The sequence below is a fragment of the Halomonas saccharevitans genome (genome assembly GCF_900116405.1).
Lineage (GTDB): Bacteria > Pseudomonadota > Gammaproteobacteria > Pseudomonadales > Halomonadaceae > Halomonas > Halomonas saccharevitans.
The window spans coordinates 1-17,984 of the sequence record NZ_FPAQ01000049.1 but is presented as its reverse complement, the minus strand read 5'-3'; the positions used below and the strand labels follow the sequence as shown (position 1 = coordinate 17,984).

The 17,984-nt window shown below is 63.1% G+C and carries 24 protein-coding genes; 8 read left to right on the top strand and 16 right to left on the bottom strand.

All coding sequences use genetic code 11. From position 1 onward, the window contains the following. Together BM388_RS16030 and BM388_RS16025 are read left to right on the top strand one after the other, a co-directional pair. Positions 1-320 (top strand): IS30 family transposase (locus BM388_RS16030; RefSeq protein WP_139233966.1); only part of this gene is annotated, 320 nt, incomplete at its 5' end. A gap of 100 nt (positions 321-420) precedes the next feature. Further along, entirely contained in the window at positions 421-1,029 is a 609-nt protein-coding gene (locus BM388_RS16025) for an FMN-dependent NADH-azoreductase (protein WP_089852004.1), read from the top strand. A gap of 96 nt (positions 1,030-1,125) precedes the next feature. On the opposite strand, the gene BM388_RS16020 is transcribed toward BM388_RS16025, so the two are convergent. After that, the gene (locus BM388_RS16020) at positions 1,126-2,193 is read right to left on the bottom strand and encodes a metal-dependent hydrolase (protein ID WP_089852002.1); all 1,068 of its coding nucleotides are present in this window, start codon (positions 2,191-2,193) and stop codon (positions 1,126-1,128) included. Between the two features lie 185 nt (positions 2,194-2,378). Between BM388_RS16020 and BM388_RS16015 the strand changes: the two genes are divergently transcribed. Further along, entirely contained in the window at positions 2,379-2,750 is a 372-nt protein-coding gene (locus BM388_RS16015) for a VOC family protein (RefSeq protein WP_089852000.1), read from the top strand. 147 nt (positions 2,751-2,897) lie between these two features. Here BM388_RS16015 and BM388_RS16010 read toward each other — a convergent pair whose 3' ends face one another. Then, positions 2,898-3,434: a DNA-3-methyladenine glycosylase I gene (locus BM388_RS16010; protein ID WP_089851999.1), complete on the bottom strand. Its 537-nt coding sequence runs from the start codon at positions 3,432-3,434 to the stop codon at positions 2,898-2,900. Between the two features lie 76 nt (positions 3,435-3,510). On the opposite strand from BM388_RS16010, the gene BM388_RS16005 reads away from it, so the two are divergent. Further along, positions 3,511-3,963 (top strand): DUF411 domain-containing protein, encoded by a 453-nt coding sequence (locus BM388_RS16005; protein WP_089851996.1) that lies wholly within the window; start codon positions 3,511-3,513, stop codon positions 3,961-3,963. A gap of 17 nt (positions 3,964-3,980) precedes the next feature. Then, positions 3,981-4,421 carry a VOC family protein gene (locus BM388_RS16000; RefSeq protein WP_089851994.1) on the top strand — a complete coding sequence of 147 codons (441 nt, stop codon included), beginning with the start codon at positions 3,981-3,983 and terminating at the stop codon, positions 4,419-4,421. Between the two features lie 24 nt (positions 4,422-4,445). On the opposite strand, the gene BM388_RS15995 is transcribed toward BM388_RS16000, so the two are convergent. Then, positions 4,446-4,850: a DoxX family protein gene (locus BM388_RS15995; RefSeq protein ID WP_089851993.1), complete on the bottom strand. Its 405-nt coding sequence runs from the start codon at positions 4,848-4,850 to the stop codon at positions 4,446-4,448. 98 nt (positions 4,851-4,948) lie between these two features. On the opposite strand from BM388_RS15995, the gene BM388_RS15990 reads away from it, so the two are divergent. Both BM388_RS15990 and BM388_RS15985 read left to right on the top strand, forming a co-directional pair. Next, the gene (locus BM388_RS15990) at positions 4,949-5,398 is read left to right on the top strand and encodes an META domain-containing protein (protein ID WP_089852006.1); all 450 of its coding nucleotides are present in this window, start codon (positions 4,949-4,951) and stop codon (positions 5,396-5,398) included. A 424-nt stretch (positions 5,399-5,822) separates the two neighbouring features. Then, positions 5,823-6,596, top strand: coding sequence for a hypothetical protein (locus tag BM388_RS15985; protein ID WP_089851991.1), 774 nt, complete (start codon positions 5,823-5,825; stop codon positions 6,594-6,596). Here BM388_RS15985 and BM388_RS15980 read toward each other — a convergent pair. From BM388_RS15980 to BM388_RS17685, 13 genes are all read right to left on the bottom strand, one after another. Beyond that, positions 6,593-8,089: a phage tail tape measure protein gene (locus tag BM388_RS15980; protein ID WP_089851989.1), complete on the bottom strand. Its 1,497-nt coding sequence runs from the start codon at positions 8,087-8,089 to the stop codon at positions 6,593-6,595. The two genes, BM388_RS15985 and BM388_RS15980, sit on opposite strands and share 4 nt — an antisense overlap. A gap of 310 nt (positions 8,090-8,399) precedes the next feature. Next, on the bottom strand, positions 8,400-8,759 hold the full coding sequence (locus tag BM388_RS15975) for a phage tail assembly protein (RefSeq protein ID WP_089851987.1): 360 nt from the start codon (positions 8,757-8,759) through the stop codon (positions 8,400-8,402). Between the two features lie 335 nt (positions 8,760-9,094). Continuing rightward, positions 9,095-10,033 (bottom strand): major capsid protein, encoded by a 939-nt coding sequence (locus BM388_RS15965; RefSeq protein ID WP_089851982.1) that lies wholly within the window; start codon positions 10,031-10,033, stop codon positions 9,095-9,097. A 30-nt stretch (positions 10,034-10,063) separates the two neighbouring features. Then, complete coding sequence (locus tag BM388_RS15960) at positions 10,064-10,492, bottom strand: Mor transcription activator family protein (RefSeq protein ID WP_089851980.1); 429 nt, start codon at positions 10,490-10,492, stop codon at positions 10,064-10,066. Between the two features lie 241 nt (positions 10,493-10,733). Beyond that, the gene (locus tag BM388_RS15955) at positions 10,734-11,144 is read right to left on the bottom strand and encodes a phage protein GemA/Gp16 family protein (protein ID WP_089851978.1); all 411 of its coding nucleotides are present in this window, start codon (positions 11,142-11,144) and stop codon (positions 10,734-10,736) included. Between the two features lie 102 nt (positions 11,145-11,246). Next, entirely contained in the window at positions 11,247-11,525 is a 279-nt protein-coding gene (locus BM388_RS15950) for a hypothetical protein (protein WP_089851976.1), read from the bottom strand. Between the two features lie 3 nt (positions 11,526-11,528). Then, positions 11,529-12,782: an ExeA family protein gene (locus BM388_RS15945; protein WP_217641094.1), complete on the bottom strand. Its 1,254-nt coding sequence runs from the start codon at positions 12,780-12,782 to the stop codon at positions 11,529-11,531. Positions 12,783-12,799: 17 nt separating this feature from the next. Next, positions 12,800-14,548, bottom strand: a complete 1,749-nt coding sequence (locus tag BM388_RS15940) for a DDE-type integrase/transposase/recombinase (protein WP_089851972.1) — start codon at positions 14,546-14,548, stop codon at positions 12,800-12,802. Beyond that, on the bottom strand, positions 14,545-15,504 hold the full coding sequence (locus BM388_RS15935) for a hypothetical protein (protein ID WP_089851971.1): 960 nt from the start codon (positions 15,502-15,504) through the stop codon (positions 14,545-14,547). The genes BM388_RS15940 and BM388_RS15935 overlap by 4 nt, the downstream gene beginning before the upstream one ends. Continuing rightward, positions 15,497-15,823: a helix-turn-helix domain-containing protein gene (locus BM388_RS15930; RefSeq protein ID WP_175535130.1), complete on the bottom strand. Its 327-nt coding sequence runs from the start codon at positions 15,821-15,823 to the stop codon at positions 15,497-15,499. The genes BM388_RS15935 and BM388_RS15930 overlap by 8 nt, the downstream gene beginning before the upstream one ends. After that, positions 15,820-16,194: a hypothetical protein gene (locus BM388_RS17690; protein ID WP_139233964.1), complete on the bottom strand. Its 375-nt coding sequence runs from the start codon at positions 16,192-16,194 to the stop codon at positions 15,820-15,822. The genes BM388_RS15930 and BM388_RS17690 overlap by 4 nt, the downstream gene beginning before the upstream one ends. Next, positions 16,188-16,607 carry a hypothetical protein gene (locus BM388_RS15925; RefSeq protein WP_217641093.1) on the bottom strand — a complete coding sequence of 140 codons (420 nt, stop codon included), beginning with the start codon at positions 16,605-16,607 and terminating at the stop codon, positions 16,188-16,190. The genes BM388_RS17690 and BM388_RS15925 overlap by 7 nt, the downstream gene beginning before the upstream one ends. Before the next feature lie 159 nt (positions 16,608-16,766). Then, on the bottom strand, positions 16,767-17,000 hold the full coding sequence (locus BM388_RS17685) for a helix-turn-helix domain-containing protein (RefSeq protein ID WP_139233963.1): 234 nt from the start codon (positions 16,998-17,000) through the stop codon (positions 16,767-16,769). A 71-nt stretch (positions 17,001-17,071) separates the two neighbouring features. On the opposite strand from BM388_RS17685, the gene BM388_RS15920 reads away from it, so the two are divergent. Continuing rightward, positions 17,072-17,791, top strand: a complete 720-nt coding sequence (locus BM388_RS15920; protein WP_089851964.1) for a helix-turn-helix domain-containing protein — start codon at positions 17,072-17,074, stop codon at positions 17,789-17,791. Positions 17,792-17,984 lie beyond the last annotated feature (193 nt).

Here is a 17,984-nt window from a genome sequence, read left to right as displayed (position 1 = left end):
TCCAGACCATCACGCTGGACAATGGCTCCGAATTCGCCGAGCACCAAGCCGTGTCCAAGGCAGTGACAGCAGCGACATACTTCTGTGATCCCTACTGCTCCGGGCAGCGTGGGACCAACGAGAACACCAATGGCCTGATACGGCAGTACTTTCCCAAGGGAACGGACTTCCGCCAGGTCACCGATGCCGAGCTTCGCAGGGTGCTCAGGAAGCTGAATGACCGCCCTCGAAAACGGCTCGGCTATCGGACACCGGCACAGGTATTCCTGGGGGAATACTCAGGAGCCCTGGATACCGCAGGTGCTGCACTTATTGCTTGAATTCAGGATCGAAAGAAGACAGCGGATCTTTGCGCTTTTCGTTGCATTTAGTGCACGTAGAATGGCACGCATTGTCCGCTAACGGTTCAAGGAGATTGCCATGACCACTCGCGCCCTCATTCTCACCTCATCGATCCTCGGCGAGAACGGCCAGTCCATCGCCCTGGCCGAGCACTTCCGGTCCCTGGCCGCCGGCCGCGACGATCTTGAGATCACCGCACGCGATCTGGTGGCCGATGAGCTGCCGCACCTGACCCAGCCGGAGCTCGCCAGCTGGCAGATGCCGGCCGGCGAGCGCAGCGCCGAGCAGCGCGAGCTGGCGTCTCGCTCCGACGACCTGATTCGCGAGCTGCTCGAGCACGACGTCGTGGTGCTGGCGGTGCCGATGTACAACCTCGGCGTGCCGTCCCAGCTCAAGGCGTGGTTCGACCGCGTACTGCGGGCCGGCGAGACCTTCCGCTACACCGAGAATGGGCCAGTGGGGCTCATCGAGGGCAAGCGGGCGGTGATCCTGGCGGCCAGGGGCGGTGAATATGCCGGCACCGCGATGGACAGCCAGACCCCGCACCTCAAGGGCATGCTGGGCCTGATCGGCATCGCCGAGGTTGAGGTGGTCTTCGCCGAGGGGCTCGCCATGGGGGAATCCCACCGCGAGGCGGCGCTCAAGGAGGCGAAGCAGGCCATCGAGGGGCTGGTGCAGGCGCTCTGAACGCCGCGACGCGGCGCTGATCGAAAACCCGCAAACGGGGTGGCGTCGGCCACCCCGTTTGCGTGCCGGGGCTCAGCATCTCAGTCCCTCAGTATCTCAGCACGAACCGGGCGCGCCGATGAGCCACTGGCGAGCGACGAAGTCGCTGGTGCAGAGCCGTGGCTCCGGGCTCAAGATGCGCCCGCCGAGCCGGGACAGCGCCGCGCGGCTGTTTTTTCCCGGAGAGGTGAGCTGTTCGGAGACCGGCACCGGCCGCCAGTCGTCGCCCTCGCGGGTCGCCAGGGTAAAGGCGAAGGGGTGAAAGCCCGGGAAGCCGAGGCGCAGGTCGGTGGCCACCAGGGTATCGCGGCCGTCACGCTCGCGCATCTCATAGCGTAGGAAGGGCCCGGCGAACCAGTCGAGCCGTTGGCCGCGTCGGCTGTCGAGCGCCGCCGCCTCCAGCTCGGCGCCGCGGGCATAGGTCTCGAGCGACGGGGCGCTGTCGCCATCGAACACCCCCACCAGGGCCTCGTGGTAGCGCCCGCCGTCGGCCACGGTGACTCGCCACAGCAGGATGTTGAAGGGCGTCGGCTGGATCAGCCGCGGGGCCTGCTCGAGGCCGCGCTCGGCCAGCACCGGCTCGATGCGCGCCTCGACCAGCTGTCGGGCGCCGACGGCAAGCACCAGGTAGGCGCAGGCGATCGTCAGCCCCCAGGTCGCGGGGCGGGCCGCGCGGCCGCTTATCAGCGCCATGCCGACGCCCACCAGCAGCGGCAGGGTGTAGAGCGGGTCGATGATGAAGACGTGCGGCCAGGCCACGGGCGGCGTGTCAAGCGGCCACCAGAGCTGGGTGCCGTAGGTCGTCAGGGCGTCGAGCAGCGGGTGGGTCAGCAGGATGAGCCCGAAGAACAGCCCCCAGCGGGGAAGCGAGATGTCCCGCGCCTTCGCGACGCGGGTCGACAGCAGCGCGAGCAGGGCGGCGAGCCCCGCCAGCACGAACAGCGAGTGGGAAAAGCCGCGGTGCTGGGTGACGTTGGCCACGGCGTCGCCGTAGTCGATGATCACGTCCAGGTCGGGCAGGGTGCCCAGTGCCGCGCCGATCAGCACCGCCTTGCGGCCCAGCCGCCGGCCGAGCACGGCACCGCCGATCGCCGCGCCCAGCGCGGCCTGAGTCATCGAATCCATGTGAAAAGCTCCTTCGTCGGCGGCAGGCCCTTGCTCTGACGGCAAGGCGGGGCGCCGGTTCCCCAGGGCCCAGCCGGGCCGCGCTGCCTCGGATCGTCGTCAGCGACGGTGGCGCCCCATCACGCGAGCAGGTAAGAAACCGCGTACCCTAATCCCTCGTTAACCATCCTGAACGGAGAAACACCATGATCGGATACGTCACCCTGGGTGTCAGCGATATGGACAAGGCCAAGACCTTCTATGGCGAGCTGCTGCACGACCTGGGCGCCAAGGTGCTGCTGGATATGGGCCGCATCGCGTTTATCGGCGAGAGCATGAGCACTCCCATGCTTGCGGTGTGCATTCCTTTCAATGAAGCGCCTAACCATCCCGGAAACGGCAACATGGTCGCCATTTCCGTCGGCAGTAAAGAGGCGGTGGACGCGTACTATCAGAAAGCCATTGCACTGGGAGCCGTGTGCGACGGTCAGCCGGGCCAGCGGATCGAGGACCAGTTCTACGGTGCCTACGTGAAAGATCCCGACGGCAACAAGCTGGCGTTTTACGTGTTCGGTTGATCCCGCTGCGCTGAACTATCAGCGCGAGTGCTAGTGATGGGTGGCCGGCGCTGGAAACTGGTCACCCACCGCTGCGTTGAGCGCTTGTGCTGGCAAGGGTGACGCCTCCGCTCGGCCGTTGGCGCCATGTGTCGCGAGCCTGTCATCCTACCGGCCGGCCCACGGGGGGCGTGCGTCGAGGACGCGCGCCTGAACGGGGCAGTCGTCGCGATGGGCGCCGGGCAGGTAGCCGCTGCTCATTAGCAGTTCTCCGACGATCTCGGGGCCGGTGAAGCGGAAGGTGCGCTTGAACAGGCGCACCCAGCCGCCATGTTCGAGGGGATGATGGTGATCCAGCCAGGCCTTGAAGCTGCCGTGCTCGGCGCGCAGGGCCTGGATCACGCCGGCGTTGTGGATCGCCGCATCGACCTTCAGGCGGTTGCGGATGATGCCAGCATCCGCCAGCAGTCGCGCCCGCTCGGCCTCGCCATAGGCCGCGACCCGGTCGACGTCGAAGCCCTCGAAGGCGGCCTGGAAGGCCGCGCGCTTCTTCAACACGGTCAGCCAGGAGAGCCCCGCCTGATTGATCTCCAGCACCAGGCGCTCGAAGAGGGCGCAATCGTCCTCCACCGGGAAACCGTATTCATGGTCGTGATAGGGCCCGTGGAACGGATGCCCGGGGGCCAGGTCGCAGTAGTGGCTCATGCTGTCGCTCCGGGGTGGCAGAGGAGCCGGGTGATACCCGACAATCGACGACACCTTAACCCTAGGAGTGCCTGCCATGACACCACTGCAACGTTTGGCCCTCGCCGGCGTCCTGCTGACCGCCGCCGCCAGCCCCGCCTGGGCCGAGGCTCGGGTAGTGGAGATGCACAAGGATCCCAACTGTGGCTGCTGCACGGCCTGGGCCGAGCACATGGAGAAGGCGGGGTTCGAGGTGCGACAGCACGAGACCCACGACATGCGCGCGGTGAAGATCGAGCACGGCCTGACGCCGGGGCTCGCCTCCTGCCACACGGCGGTGATCGACGGCTACGTGATCGAGGGACACGTGCCGGCGTCGGACGTTCGCCGACTGCTCGACGAGCGTCCCGACCTGGCAGGCCTGGCGGTGCCGGGCATGCCCCATGGCTCTCCCGGCATGGAGACCGGGCGCCACGACGACTACGCCGTGCTGGGCTGGCGCCACGACGACCGCACGCCGTCGGTCTTCGCCGAGTACACCCACGACTGAAGCGACAGGAGTTCCCCATGCAGTATCTGCACACCATGGTTCGCGTCAGCGACCTCTACGCCTCGCTGCACTTCTACTGCGACCTGCTGGGTCTCAAGGAGGTGCGCCGCAAGGAGAACGAGAAGGGCCGCTTCACGCTGGTCTTCTTGACCGCGTCCCAGGACGAGGCGCGCTCGGCCGAGCTCCAGGCGCCTGAGATCGAGCTGACCTGGAACTGGGACCCGGAAGAGTACGGCGGTGGGCGCAACTTCGGCCACCTGGCCTACCGGGTGGACGACATCTATGCCCTCTGCGAGCACCTCCAGGCGAACGGCGTGACCATCAACCGCCCGCCGCGGGACGGCCACATGGCCTTCGTCAAAAGCCCCGACGGCATCTCGGTGGAGCTGCTGCAGTCAGGCGATGCCCTGCCGCCCAAGGAGCCCTGGGCGTCCATGGAGAACACCGGCACCTGGTAGGTGTCGTGGCGGCCGGACGCGCGATCAGTCCGGCCGCCAGGCCATGCGCCCGCTGCCCAGGAAGACCAGCGCCAGGGCGCCGAACAGGAAGAAGCCCTGCAGCTCCAGGGCCCAGCCGCCGGAGTCCTTGAAGACGGTCAAGTCGCCCATGTGCGCGAGGAAGATGGCCACCAGCATGTTGGCGACCATCAGCAGGGCCCCCACGCGACTGCGCCAGCCGATCAGCACCATCAGCGGCGCCACCACCTCGCTGATCAGCACCCCATAGGCGAGCACGGTCGGCAGGCCCTGGGCGGCCAGGGTGTTGCCGATCCAGGTCAGGTTGCCCGGATTGAGCAGCTTGGTAAGGCCGTGGGGCAGCATCAGTCCGGCCACGGTGAGGCGCAGGATCAGCTTGCCGAGGGCATCGTTGTGAAGCGCGTGAAGCATTCAGGGACCTCCAGGTCCGGCGAAGAATTGTCTCGATGCCCCGGCTGGGGCAAGCTTGGCGCCGGACCACCGCCCTGCGCCTCAAGGAAGATACCATGATGATCAAAACGTTACGCAACATTGCCCTGCTCACCGCCGGTGCCCTGCTGCTCGCCGCGTGTCGCGGTGGACCGGCCCCGGGGATCGTCGAGGAGCCCTCGGCCCGCCTCGAGGGGCCGGTGGTCGAGCAGCGCTGGAACCTGCTGCTGGTGGGCACCAGCGAGCGCCTCGACATGCCTACGCGCCCCTACTTCGTGATCGACGACGAGGGGCGGGTGAGTGGTAGCGACGGCTGCAACCGGCTGACCGGCCGGGCGGCGCTGGGCGACAATCAGCGGATCGCCTTCACCGAGCTTGCCACCACCCGGCGCGCCTGCCCCCGGGCAGAGGACGCCGCCCGGGTGACCGCGCTTCTGGAGAACGCCTATCGCTACCTGATCGATCACGATCGACTGGTGTTCTTCGGCCCCGATCAGCGGGTGCTGGGGGGCTTCCTGCGCGTTGAGTAAGCGCGTCGAGTGGGTGTTTCGTGCGGCCGCGGGGGGTGTCGCCTGCCACGGACCGGGCGCTTCTTTATATTAGCCGAATGTCAGATTGTGGCTCGGGTCGGGCCTCCCTAGAGTGGGTGTAGCGGCGCACGATAATTCGACGCCTCGGCGCACGATAATACCAAATCTCCATTTTTCACTATGCGGGGCGCGCGGTTCAAAAACTGAAATGGATGGATGCCACCCTTCGCCTCCATCTACCCCGCCCCTTGCTTAGCGCTTATCGACCTCCCCTCAGCCCTTCTGCTCATTCTCTCGGTCGCCGCGCGCCTCGTCTACGGCGGTAGAGATCATGATCTGCTTGTTGCTGCCGATATCGCTGTTGATCCCGTCGCGCTGAGGGGGCAGCCAGCGCGTTCGCGATGTTAGGATCAAGAAAATCATAATGGAGAAGGAACTGATGTCTGATCTATTTATCGTGATTCTTCTAGTGGCCTTGCTGGCGCTGATTGTGGGAGCGATCAACCCGCGCTGGGCCTTGCCATGGTCCTCTAAGCCCAAGCGGCTGAGCGCGATAGGCCTCTACTCCGCTATCGTCGTGGCCTCTTTTGTGGGCTTCGGCCTGACCATGGATGCAGAAACGGCGAAGCAGGGCTCAGAAGAGACCTCTCAGCAGAGGGCTGGCGGAGACGATATTACAGCCGCTGAGAGCGAGGCGGCAGCAGAGCCCGATCCCGAACCGCTGTCACCAGCTGAAAGGGTTGCACAGCGGATGCCGGAGAACCAACAAGAGTTTCTCTCCGTCATGGCGAATGCGGCTGCTGAATACGATGATGCTCCTAATGAGCTCGTGCAGTCCCGCATTGACAGGGAGCGCAAGTCGGCATCGCGCGAATTCGTAGGCGACGGCGGACTGGTTACGAATTGGGTGGGCATCCTCGAATCTCTGGGCACAAACGGGGATGGCAACGGCATCGTGACAATACGAGCCAATGAACAAGTGGTGTTCAAAACCTGGAACAATGCCCTGTCAGACATTGATGCCAGGACCCTCATCCCGCATGACTCGGAACTCTATGAAACCCTGGCCGGCCTTTCGAAGGGGGCCGCGGTTTCATTCTCGGGGCGCCTGATAGATGAAGGGAGCATGACGGAAAAGGGCTCCGTCATGGAGCCCGAGTTTATCGTTCGCTTCAGCAGCATCACACCGCTCAACTAAGGCATCACCCCTAGAGCCCCGGAGGTCACATCGAAGTCCAGCGCGCCATCCCGGCGCGCTTCGGCCACCCGGGGCCGCCCCTCCGAATCCACCACGATGCGCAGCTCGCCGCCCACCTCGGTGCGCCCCGGGCCCGGCATCGCCCCCGAACGCCCTTCGGCCACCGGCGCCCCGCTGGCCTGCGGCGCACCCATCTCGCCCAGCCCCAGGCGCTCCTGAGCCCAGTCCGGCAGCCAGCCGGTCAGCTCCTCGATCTTCTGCGACAGCCAGCCGGTCAGCGCCGTCCAGCGCTCGGTGATGCCGCTCCACAGTCCGCCGATCCACTCGCGCCCCACCTCGGTCAGCGGCCGCGCGCCGAACAGCTCGAACACCGCGTCGATACCCTGCAACAGCAGCCCGGCCGGGCTGAAGGCCAGCAGGTCCTGGACGATGCCGCCGATGCCCTGGTCGAACCATGCCGTCACGCCGTCCCACATGCCGGCGAACCAGTCGACGATGCCACCCCAGTTGTTGATGACCATGCCCAGCGGCGTCCAGCCGAACAGGGTCTTGAGCCCATCCCAGGCCCAGACGGCGGCGGCCTTGATGCCTTCCCATAGCTTGTCGAACCAGGCCGAGATGCCGTCCCAGTTGCGGTAGATCAGATAGGCAGCCGCGGCGATGCCAGCCACTGCCGCCACGAACCAGCCCACGGGCGTGGCTGCCAGGGTCACGCCGAAGTTGATGATTGCCAGCCCAGCAGAGGCCAGAGATCCAATTAGCGTGACCGACATGATGCCCGCCATCCACAACGCTAGATTCCCAAAGCCACCCACTTCGTCAGCCAACCAGGAAACAACGCGCCCCACCTGCTGGAGCCCCGCCCAGAAGCTCCGCAACCCCTCCAAGACGCGCCCACTAATCGCCTCGCGGTTGGTTGTGGCCAGCTCGCGCATGCGCTCGATCCAATCGGTAATGGCGGGCAAAAGCTCGCCTACCACGGTGCGCTGAATACCGAACAGCGATTGGCGCAGACTGCCCATCTCGCGGTTATACTCGCGGGAGTTCTCGATCTCCTCGGGGCTCAGGATCTCGCCGCGCTCGCGGGCGGCGCGCATGATGCCCTCAACCTCCTCACGGGTGGCCCCCAGCATGGCCACCATCTGCTCGCCGCCCTGGCCGCCGAAGATCTCGTCGAAGACCCGCTGGCGGGCCGCGTCGTTTTCCAGGCGGCCCAGCCGCGAGCGCACCAGGTCGAACATGGCAGCGGTATCGCCACCGGTCTTGCGCAGATCCTCCGCGCCGATCCCCAGCCGCCCGAATGCCTCAGCAGCAGGGCCTCCGGCCGTCATCACGAACTCGTCGGCGCGCAAAGAAAGCTCCTTGATACCGTCGACCAGGGCGTCGTTCTGAACCCCGAAGCGACGCCCCACCGCCTGCCACTCCTGCAGCCAGGTGGTGCCCACGCTCAGCCGCTCGGCGCTCTCTTGGACGGCAGTTCCGACATCGGTCACTCCCGATATCAATCGCTCAGCCCCCCAAGCCGCACCCACAGCAGCTCCACCCATGATTGCAAGGCCGCGGGTCAAGCTGCGTACACGTTCGATGGAAGTGCCGACCGTCGTCCCCACTCGACGCGCCGAGCTCGCGAGCCGGTCCAGACCAGCGCGGCGCCCAAGCCCGGCGAGAGTCTGCTGCAAGCGCCGCGCCGGCCCTGTGACGCGGTCTACCAGCTCCATGACGATACTGGTCACCATGCGACTCATAAGCTGCTGCCTCTCCTGTTACATGATCCTTTTGGACGACGTCGGCAGTTCATGTGGATCACACTTCGCTGCTGCCGGCTGCTTTTCTCCCTGGCAAATAAGGCTCGATCGCCTCCATGCAAAGATCGATATCCCGCCCCGAAAGCTCATGTGCCGCATGACGGGGGATTCCCGCCAACTTGGCGAGCAGGGCAAGGCTTTTGCCCATTTCACCTTGCGCCTGATCAGTAGCAATCAGGTGCTTGCCCTTGATCTTGGTGGGCATGGTGAGCTGGTCCAGGGTGCGCTCGCCTTCGAGCTTCCCATCTGTATAGGTGAGCGACTCGTGAAGAGTCACGACTACGCTGTCACCGGTGCGCTCGATGCAGCCCGAGCTTTCAGACTGCTGGTCTACGGCGTTCTTTCCTACGGTATCCATGGTGTCCTCATTGTGAGCTGGCAGTCGCTTCTGCTTGACACATCGCAGGGCAGGCGTTGCCTTCGTTAGTTCATGTCGATTGCGATGGTGACGGAGTCGGCGCCATCTCCGGCAGAGAGGGCGCTGTATGAGAGGGCGCGCTTGTCCAAGCGCTTACGCCGATGGAGTAGGCGGCGCTCACTCTGCTGTTGCCACTTGGCACAAAGACCTCGGAAGCGATGCAGCTCCTCGTCAGACAAGTCGTTGAGCGTTGCCGACCCCATGTGTTCAAGCGCCTCCAGGGCCCCTCGAGCATTAGTCACTGGGTATATCTCCCCGAAACGAGAACGTGGTTGTTAGCCTTGCGCCACCAGGTCCTGAATCAAGAATCCGGACTCGATGCCCGAGAGCACCGGAGCACGGTCATAGGTCACCGGATAGATCCAGCTCTTGGCATTGCGATCGACATAGGGCTCTTCGACCAGGGGATGCCCCTCGTAGGCGTAGGTGTAGCCAAACGATGGGGTACGGTGAGTGCCGACGCGCTCGGGTACATAAGCCAGCACCGCCGCATTGCCCCATACGTCATGCATCTCCTCGCTACCCTCATCCATGTAGACCGCCTCACCGACCACCAGCTGACGCAGATTGAACAGCTTGGCCAGCATGTCAGCCGTGACCGAGTCACTAGAGGTGTACTTGAAGCGCTCCAGAATCTTGGGGTGTTCGCACAGGGCATTGAAGCCACCCGCCGAGATTTCCATCACATTGGGGCGCATGCCGACCTTGGTACGGACGACTTCGCGATATTCCCGGATCTGCTTCGCCGGATCAGAGTTGGAGTCCGACCACATATCGGTACCGGAGAGGGTGATCTTGTTGTCGATGCCGTAGTTCGCCGGATTGGTGGCGAGGCCTGCCTGTTCGATCTCCAGGGCCAACGAGAGGATGTCCATCACCTCGTTGACTGCGACCGTCCCCATATCGATACCAGGCACCTGATTGGCGTCCTGCAAATGCTCCAGCGGTACCATGCCCTCCAAGGCATCCTGCACGAGAACGAAGGACTTTCCCTCGTACCCAAACTGGATGCGGCGCGTGTTCGTTCCCGGCGCTCGCCGAGTTTTATGGCGTTTGAACGACTCTCGGCCGAACTCGATGATTTTTCCGCCATGCGCCAGCACCGGCACCCGGGGGAACAGGACATTGCCCACATGCTCCGGATGACGGTACCCCTGCGCCACTTCGCTAAGCGCAGGATCGATGACTCGTGCTTGGCTGGTATTCATGCCCATCGTTTAAACACCTCGTAAAGTGGTTTTAATTCAGGCTTTCGCTTGAATTCTGTGCTGGCGAACAATGCTGTGAATCTGCCGCTCCGTCAGATTGAAATGCAGCGCGAGCTTTGCCGGGGCAGCTCCCGTCTCGCGCAGTGCCACGATTTTCTGGTTGCGGATCGTGCGGCGCAGAGACATCAGCCGTGGCACGCCGACATCTTCGCGCTCGCATAGATCGATAAGGGTTTGTGCAGATTGTTCACCGAGCGCCTGTGCCAGTTGGCCACCGGGATCTAGCCGGCAAGGAACATAGAGGCGGGTCCCGCCATAGGCATCGACCAGACGAGCCGCCATCTCGCCACATGCGACCACCAGTGCACCGAAGTTCTCACCAGACTCAGCCAATAGATCGTCATCGGTGATCACCCCTTCCAGGTAGGCGTCGGCAATACTGATCTCATCCAGACTCTGTTCCATTGCACTCTCCGTTGAAGGCCTTCGCATAGAAGACCGCAGAAGCGCTGCACAGGTAACGAGAAGGACTTCAGCAGGGAGGGGCGGGCGGCTCAGTGGCTTGGAGCCCGAATAAAGAGTGGCGCCAACTCATATCGGCGCCTGGGAGGAGTGATGGGGAAAAGTTGATGGACTGGATACTACCGATCTGGAGAGGGGAAGACGATATCGATGTGTTAGGCGCACGTTGGCCCGGTGTGTTCTGCTACGCTTTCTGGCGGCGAGCCACCATCGCCTTCAAAGCAGCGATTGCCTTCCCAGCGGCGTCGGCATCGGCGAAACGTAGACTGGATATCCCGAAGCTATGTTCTAGCCAATGATCTAGCGACCTCGGGTCATCGGTGCAGCTATACTCGTTCCACAGCCGCTGGATCAGCCGGACCTGGTCCGGCGTCGCCATTCCATCACGACGACCATAGGGACCAGCTGCGTAGGTGGATTCGAAGCCCAGCTGCTTCAAACATCGCATCATCGCCGCGAAGCCTTCGAGATCCAATTCGCTCGAGCTACGGCAGCCCGCCACCTCCTCGAGCAGATCACGCCAGTCGTCGTCATCGAGACCGAGCCTTTTTTGGGCTACATGCAGCAGCTTCAGCTTATTCGGGTAGAGCTTCATTGGTCACCCTGTGTAAAACCCGTTTAAAATCGCTCAGGTTTGTTCAAAAAAAATCAGCCGACCCGTTAGGCCCCCAAATCATCGGGGGCCTCAGAGGCGCTTCTAGGCGCTTCTGGACAGGGATGCGTGAAGGCCTTCGCAATGACGGCTCAGCTCGATGGCTCTCTCGGCTTGTGCCTGACAGACATTGAGGATGAGTAGCGCTCGTCCTGCGTGCGGGTTGCTTCCCGCAATCTCATCCAAGTACCCCGATCGCAAGACGGTATCTATCAGCGCACCCAGCTCTTCGACTACCTGCGTCAGGTCCATCGGGTCCATCTGCGCCAAGTCGTCGCGCATACCCTGTCTCATTGTCGGCTCGGCTACAGCGGTATCAGTCATGCATCAGGCTCCTTTGACCACGTCGGCGTTGACCTTGCGCTGGCCGAGCTCGGCGGCCAGGTTCATGCACTTCACAGTGAAGTTGTTCACGACCAGCGGATAGAGCATGGAGATCGCCTCCCGGCTGCTACGGCTTTGCAGCGTGAGGCGCTCGCGCATGGCGTCGTAGGCGTCTTCCTCGAACACCTCGCCGGCCTCCTTGCCCAGCCGCTTGAGTTTCATCGCCAGGTATCCCTCCAAATGACCGTCGAGCGGTGTGAGCTCGGCCACCTCAATGCGCCGGATAACCTCACGAGCCTGCCAGTTGCGGCGCTCGTCCAGGGTGCCGCGCAGCTCGGGCTGGCCGATCAGAATGATGGCGATCAGCCGGCGGAAGCCGTCCTCGAGCTCCCAGAAGCGCTTCAGGTACTTCAGCGTCGGCACCGTGAGGTCATGAGCCTCCTCAATGATCAGCACATGGCTGTTGCCGCCACGGCTCGACCCGGTCAGCAGCCGCTCGATCTGCCGGGCCTTGGATTCCAGCTTCTGCTTGGGCTTCTCCTGTGAGATGTCCTCGATGATGGCGTCGCACAGTGCGCTCGCCGTCAGCTGTCCCTTGTCGATGGTTCTCGGCATGATCGGTGTGATGGCATGCTCCTCGCGCTGGATGCGATCGATCAGGTCACGGCGAAGCACGCTCTTGCCAGCACCGGACTCCCCGATCACCGCCAGGAAGCCGCCGTGCTTGGCAGTACTGAACATGTGCTCGCGGATGTAGCGCTGCTCAGGTGCGAGGAATACGTCTTCCGTGCCTTGCACATCATCCAGAAAGGGGTCGCGGAACAGGCCGAAATGGCGGCGGGCCATCTGTGTTAGCATTGCTTTCTCCGGTAGTTGGTCCATGTCTACTTCAGCGATCGGAGCGGAGCCCCGGCCAGGATGCGCGCTATCTTGGCGGATCGGGCGCATCGGGCCGGGGTTCTCGTCATCAATCTCGAATGCCACTGCTATCTCCTCTTCCGTTGCGCCGGCATGGCGCAGGTACTCCGCGATCTGACGTCGCAGGAACACTCGGGGCGTCCGGGCCGGCCACACATTGCCCCGCAGCAAGTGGGTAATGGTGGAGTTGGATGGATGCCGGCCGCTGGTCAGCACCACATGCGCCGCCAGATCCATCTGCCGCTTGCCGAGTTCGGCGAGCAGGCGCTTTGCCCGTATCGGGCGGTAGTCCGGCTGAACGTCGCCGGCAGGGTCGTTGTGGTTCGTGGTAGCAAGCATCGCAGTGTCCTCCGTGCTTAGCGGGCCAGGGCGACGGGGCTTGAGGTCCTGGACGAATCAGCCAACCAGGACACCAGGTCGTCGAGTTGCTCCTCCGGCACCCCGTCGGGATATCGCGCCTTGACGCGATCACTCTCCTCGGCGCTCAGCGGCCGTCCGAGACGAGACCGAAGGTGCTTCAAAGCATCAATGTGCTTTAGTGGCGCCAAAGCGACAGGGGCCGCCTTGGCGACATCCAGCGGCGTGCCGCGGCGCGCCATGTAGGCCGGCAGGGTGTCGGCCGATAGATAGCTGATCGGATCGATCTCGCCGTTAAAGGGCGTCTGCCGCTTGCTTCGGGCCTTGTCGACCTCCTGCTGGGTCTCCACCCCATAGGCAGCCTTGTCCATGGCCTTGCGATTGGCGTCGACGTCGGTGTCTGGCTTGGCGGCGTAGTTGACACCGAACGCCGGGCTGTCCAGGTAGAAGCCGGCGGTATCGCGCTCCAGGGGCCGGCACTCGATCTGCTCGCCGTCTTCTTCCAGAGCCACGAACACGTTAGGCGCTCGGTAGGGGTTCACCGTGACGATGACGGTCTCACCGACACGCACACCAGGCAGATCCGCCACGGAATAGGTCGCCGAGTCGAAGCCCTTGATGGCATAGGAAATCGTTAGGTCACTCCGTACCTTGCGCGGCTCGGGCTTGGTGCGCAGCAGCTGCTCGCACAGCTCCCGCGGCGGGCACAGCCGCAACTGCGCGGGCCTGATGGTCTGCCATAGGCCGTAGCGCGTGGTGCGTGTCCGGGTATGAATCTTGGTGGCGTTGAAGTGGCGCATCCAGGTATGGGCTGCCGCGTTCAGGGCCTCCAGGCTTTCCACCTTCATCAGCGACAAGCGCCCCTCGAAGCCACGCTCAATCAGGTCGTGGGTACGCTCCACTTGGCCCTTGCTCCGCGGCTGGCCAGGGGTATGCGCCCAATGCACCACCTGCAACTGATCCAGCAGGTTGCGGATCAGATGCGACTGGTTGGCGCTGCCGGCATCCCACACCATCATCTGCGGCACCCCGTGGAAGGGATCATGCGGGTGGCCGCGCTCCGGCCAGGCATGCATCAGGAACTCGAACAGCGTCTCCTGGTCCTCGCCGGCGGCCAGGAAATACTCGAGGTAGAAGGCCCCGCTGTAGTGGTCGGTGATCAGGTAGCGCAGCACGCGCTGATTGACCACCTTGGCGGCGTTCTCCGGCTTGTTCTTGTAGAAACGCTTGGCATCCATCACCGCCAGGCCGCCCTGGTCCAGGTAGTAGAGCACGCAGACCGAGACGTCGAACTGGTGCACATGGTTGGAGTGCTCGCTACGCATCTGGGTATGCGGGGTGGGCCGGCTAACCTGGTCCGGATGCAGGCCGTGCTCGCGCATTACCCTGGTATAGGTGTCCGCCGAGGCTCGCGTGGTGACACCGCTGGCGGGGTTCGCCAGGGCGATTTCCAGAGCATCGTCGACCGATAGCAGGCGCTTGCCACTGTCGCGGGTGCTCTGGCGCATGATGCTGGCCACTGTTGCCGCCTCTCCCCGGCTGACCTGGCTGGCACCACGGTCGCGCCGGCGCTGCCGCTGGGCGTTCCAACCCGTGGCTTTCAGGCCACGATAGACGCGATCCTTCGAACAACTCAGGAACTGAGCGGCCCGCGCCACGATCTGGCCTTTCTGGCCGCGAGGTGCCTCGCGAAGCTCTTGGGCGACGCGGTCGAAATGGCGGAGTTCGTCGGCGCTGAAGGCGGTCATGATGGCTCGACCTCCTGCATCCAGCTGTCATCCACGTCCAGGTCGACTGGCTCCAGCCCCATCTCGATTTGCAGCTGGTCGAGCTCTATGCGCAGCCGCGCCATCTGTTGAGCACAGGCATGCTTCAGCTCGCGGGGGGCCTCTTCCCAGTCGAGGATCTCGACCATTACTGCGCGCAGCGGCAGCAGCAGGCTGCGAGCCTGGAAGCCCTCGGCCTCCAGGCGCTCGGAGAGCTCCTTGGCGCGCTGGTCGGGCGTCAGGTGCTGGCGGCGGTGCAGCTGCTCTTCCAGCTCGGCAATCCTGTTGGACTTGTCCTGAGTCACTCTCCGTGACGCCTCCAGCTCTTGATAGCTATCATCGGCCTGCTGCTTGAGCGCCTCCTTTTCCTTGGCGTGGCGTGCAGCCATGTCCTCGATCAGCTCGACCAGGGCATCCTTATCTTCAACCTGGACGGCCTCGCCCTGGATAATCACTTCGCGCTCTTCCTCGGGGAGCCGGCGAAGCTTGCGCAACTCCCGGTAGCCAGCACCAATGGCTTGCAGGCTCTCTAGGGCCGCCTCTCCGAAGACGGACAGGTTGCGCAGGTCCTCATCCACTGATGTCTTGGAGCGCCCGATCGCCCGGCAGAATCCGCCCCAAGTGCCGACGTCGTCGATTTTGCTGCCTTGGGCGTCCACCCCGGCAACCCCCTTAAGTGCCCGGTATGCCTTGGTTTCCTTTACCTCGGCCAGGGTTTTCAAAGTGACGACGGTCGCCAGTTTTGCAAACGACTGCGCCGTTCGGGCCTGAGCCAATAGCTGGTTGGCCTCATCGCGGGCTTCGGTATAACGTGCCAGGTCGGCCTTCTCAGCCCCGTCCATCAAGGCGCGACCTTCCATCTGCTGCCCTGTCAGCTCGGCGCGCTCCATCTGGTCTTGAAGCACTGCGGCCACGTTCTGTGGCTTGCTCTCAGCCATGGGTCAACTCCTCTCCCGTCACGTCTCGATACTCCTGTCGCACAGCTTGAATTCGGCTCATGGCGTCCTGCTGGTAGGCGTGAGCCACGCCGGCCAACCGAGTGGCGACCCTCCAGCTCCCTTGTTTCCCCCCCGTCGCCGGCACCTCGACGACCCAACCATGAGCTTCCAGTGTTTTGAGGAGCCGCCAGGCGGTAGTGGTGGAGACCCCGGCTTCCTCAGCTACATCTGCCAGCCGCTTGCCTTCGAAGCCATCCCTCACCAGCGCCTCGAAAAGAGTCAACGCCTTGCTGACCGACCGATTCAACACGTCGCTCATGCATCCTGCTCCTTCTGGTTCTGACGGAATTTCAGCCGCTGCACGTAGCGATGGATGGCGCTCCGGCTTGGACATCGTGGGCCAAACCGCTCCTGACAGACCTCCGCGAGCTGATCGACCGTCACGCAACCTCGAACGCTATGGATGAAGTCACGAATCTCGGGGTCGCGTTCGACCCTGAAACGCGTATTACCCTCCAGAATCAACTCCACGCTGGGAGGTGCCGGCCTGACAGGCGTGCTCATGGATGCTTGCTCTGCCAGCTCACGCATCGCGGCCCCCATGACCGCCATCGCATCGACCAGGGCCATATTGTCGATCGCCCCCAGCACCTGGTTGCGCCGCCGGACTAATTCCGCTGCATTCAACATTGTCCCTCTCCTGGTACTGCGGCACCGAAATCAAGCTGTGGCTGTCGATGCCGCTCAATGGTGCCCTGATGCCAAGCCAGGTGCTCCATCGTGGTATAGAGCGCGCCCAGAGTGTCCTCGGCCTCAGTCTGTCCGTCGTAGTAACTCAGGAGCAGACCAACTGCCTCGGCGAAGGACGCCTGCAGAGCGTTGATGTCAGTGCCGCTGGCACGCTTGCCGGTCGGAATATCGACCAGCAGCTTGTGGCCGGAGTGGCCGATGTAGCGGGTCACAAGGTCGATCCCGCAGGCCTGTTCGAAAGGTCGAATCAGAATGGCCGGCATACGCCCGGACTCCATCCATTTGTAGAGCGCCCATTTGCTGGTCAGCCCCATCAAGTCAGCAACCCTGTCGACTGAGCGCTGATGCTTCATCCGGGCATACTCCAGGTTCCACTCGATTGCTTGTCGCAATGAGCCTGGCTGCCGGTGCTTCCAACTTCGCCTCGTCATTGCCTTACCCCCTGGTTGAGCTATCCAAAAGCAGGCTGTTGTTGCCCCTGTGGCTCCAGAAACATCCGTTCTAACTTGTAGTTATCCGAATGCCGCCGCCTGGGAGGCGCGAATGACACCAGAGTCCTCAGCGAGACGCCTGCGCAACTCTTGCCCTTTAGGGCCATTCCAGGCGCCAACCAGAGCCGATCTCGCATTGGTGGGGTTGTGGCCGTGCTCACGACACCATGCGGCTAGCGTGGTGCCGCGGGAGATGAATCCGCCACGGACTTGCTGGTACAGCTCCTGGCCGGGCTTCACGTCGTTGCCGTTCATGGGGAAATCCCTCACACTTAGTTGAATCAAATACGTCCAATGCACACGCATAATGAGTAGGATCGGAACATATGTCAAGCCACGATGAGTCATATCGGAAATCTTTTGGGGCTCGCCTGTCCGCCGCCCGCAAGAGGACGGGGATGAATCAAGCGCAGCTTGCTGATTTTGCGGGCATTGGGCGGGCCACCCTCAGCCGATATGAGCGGGGCGACTTGACGCCACCTACTGATGTCCTTGCAGAGCTAGCGATGGTCCTGAAGCCATACGACGTGTCTCTGGAGTGGTTGCTCTACGGCACACTTGCCGAAGAGGAAGAGCCTCACCCCTTCCTTCTTAGGCGCTTTGGCTCCTTGGTTGCCCTGCGGTTTACATCTGGAGGCAGTGCCGAGGTTTTGATGGGGTTGCCGGAAGTAGTGCGTTTTCTCCGAGGGTGCAAGACTCTTGTGGAGCGCAGTGAGAATCCATCTCAAGAGGTAGTTGATAGTGCGGGCGTGCTCATAAGGCACTTCTGTGAACGTGAAGAACAAGCCGGCTTTCTAGCTGACGTCCCGATCGCAGCTCATGGCGTGCGGCTTGAGCCATCCATACCGGATTGGGATACAGCCGAGGATCTTGCTCGCTGGACGGTGTTTAACGGAACAGAAGAGCTTGAAGCTAATGAGCCAGAGAAAGGCAATAGAGAGCCCGCAGGGGTTCGCCAAGATATCAGTGGCGAAGGGCATCAGATTGCCGGAGGCAACATCGAGAACAATGGGGGCGTGAGTATTGGCAGGAGATCCAAGGAGTGAGCAGAGAGGAGAAGCCGGAGGCTGGCACCCACCAGGTTATCCAGGGTGAGGGGCATCAGATCGCAGGCAACGACATCCACAACCATACTCACTTAGGTGCCTACCTGTAGGATCCCGGATGATCAGATCGCCTATAGAAGTTATCCTCTGCTAGCAGCCAGAGAGCTTCTACAGCAATTCATTCGGGAGCAGG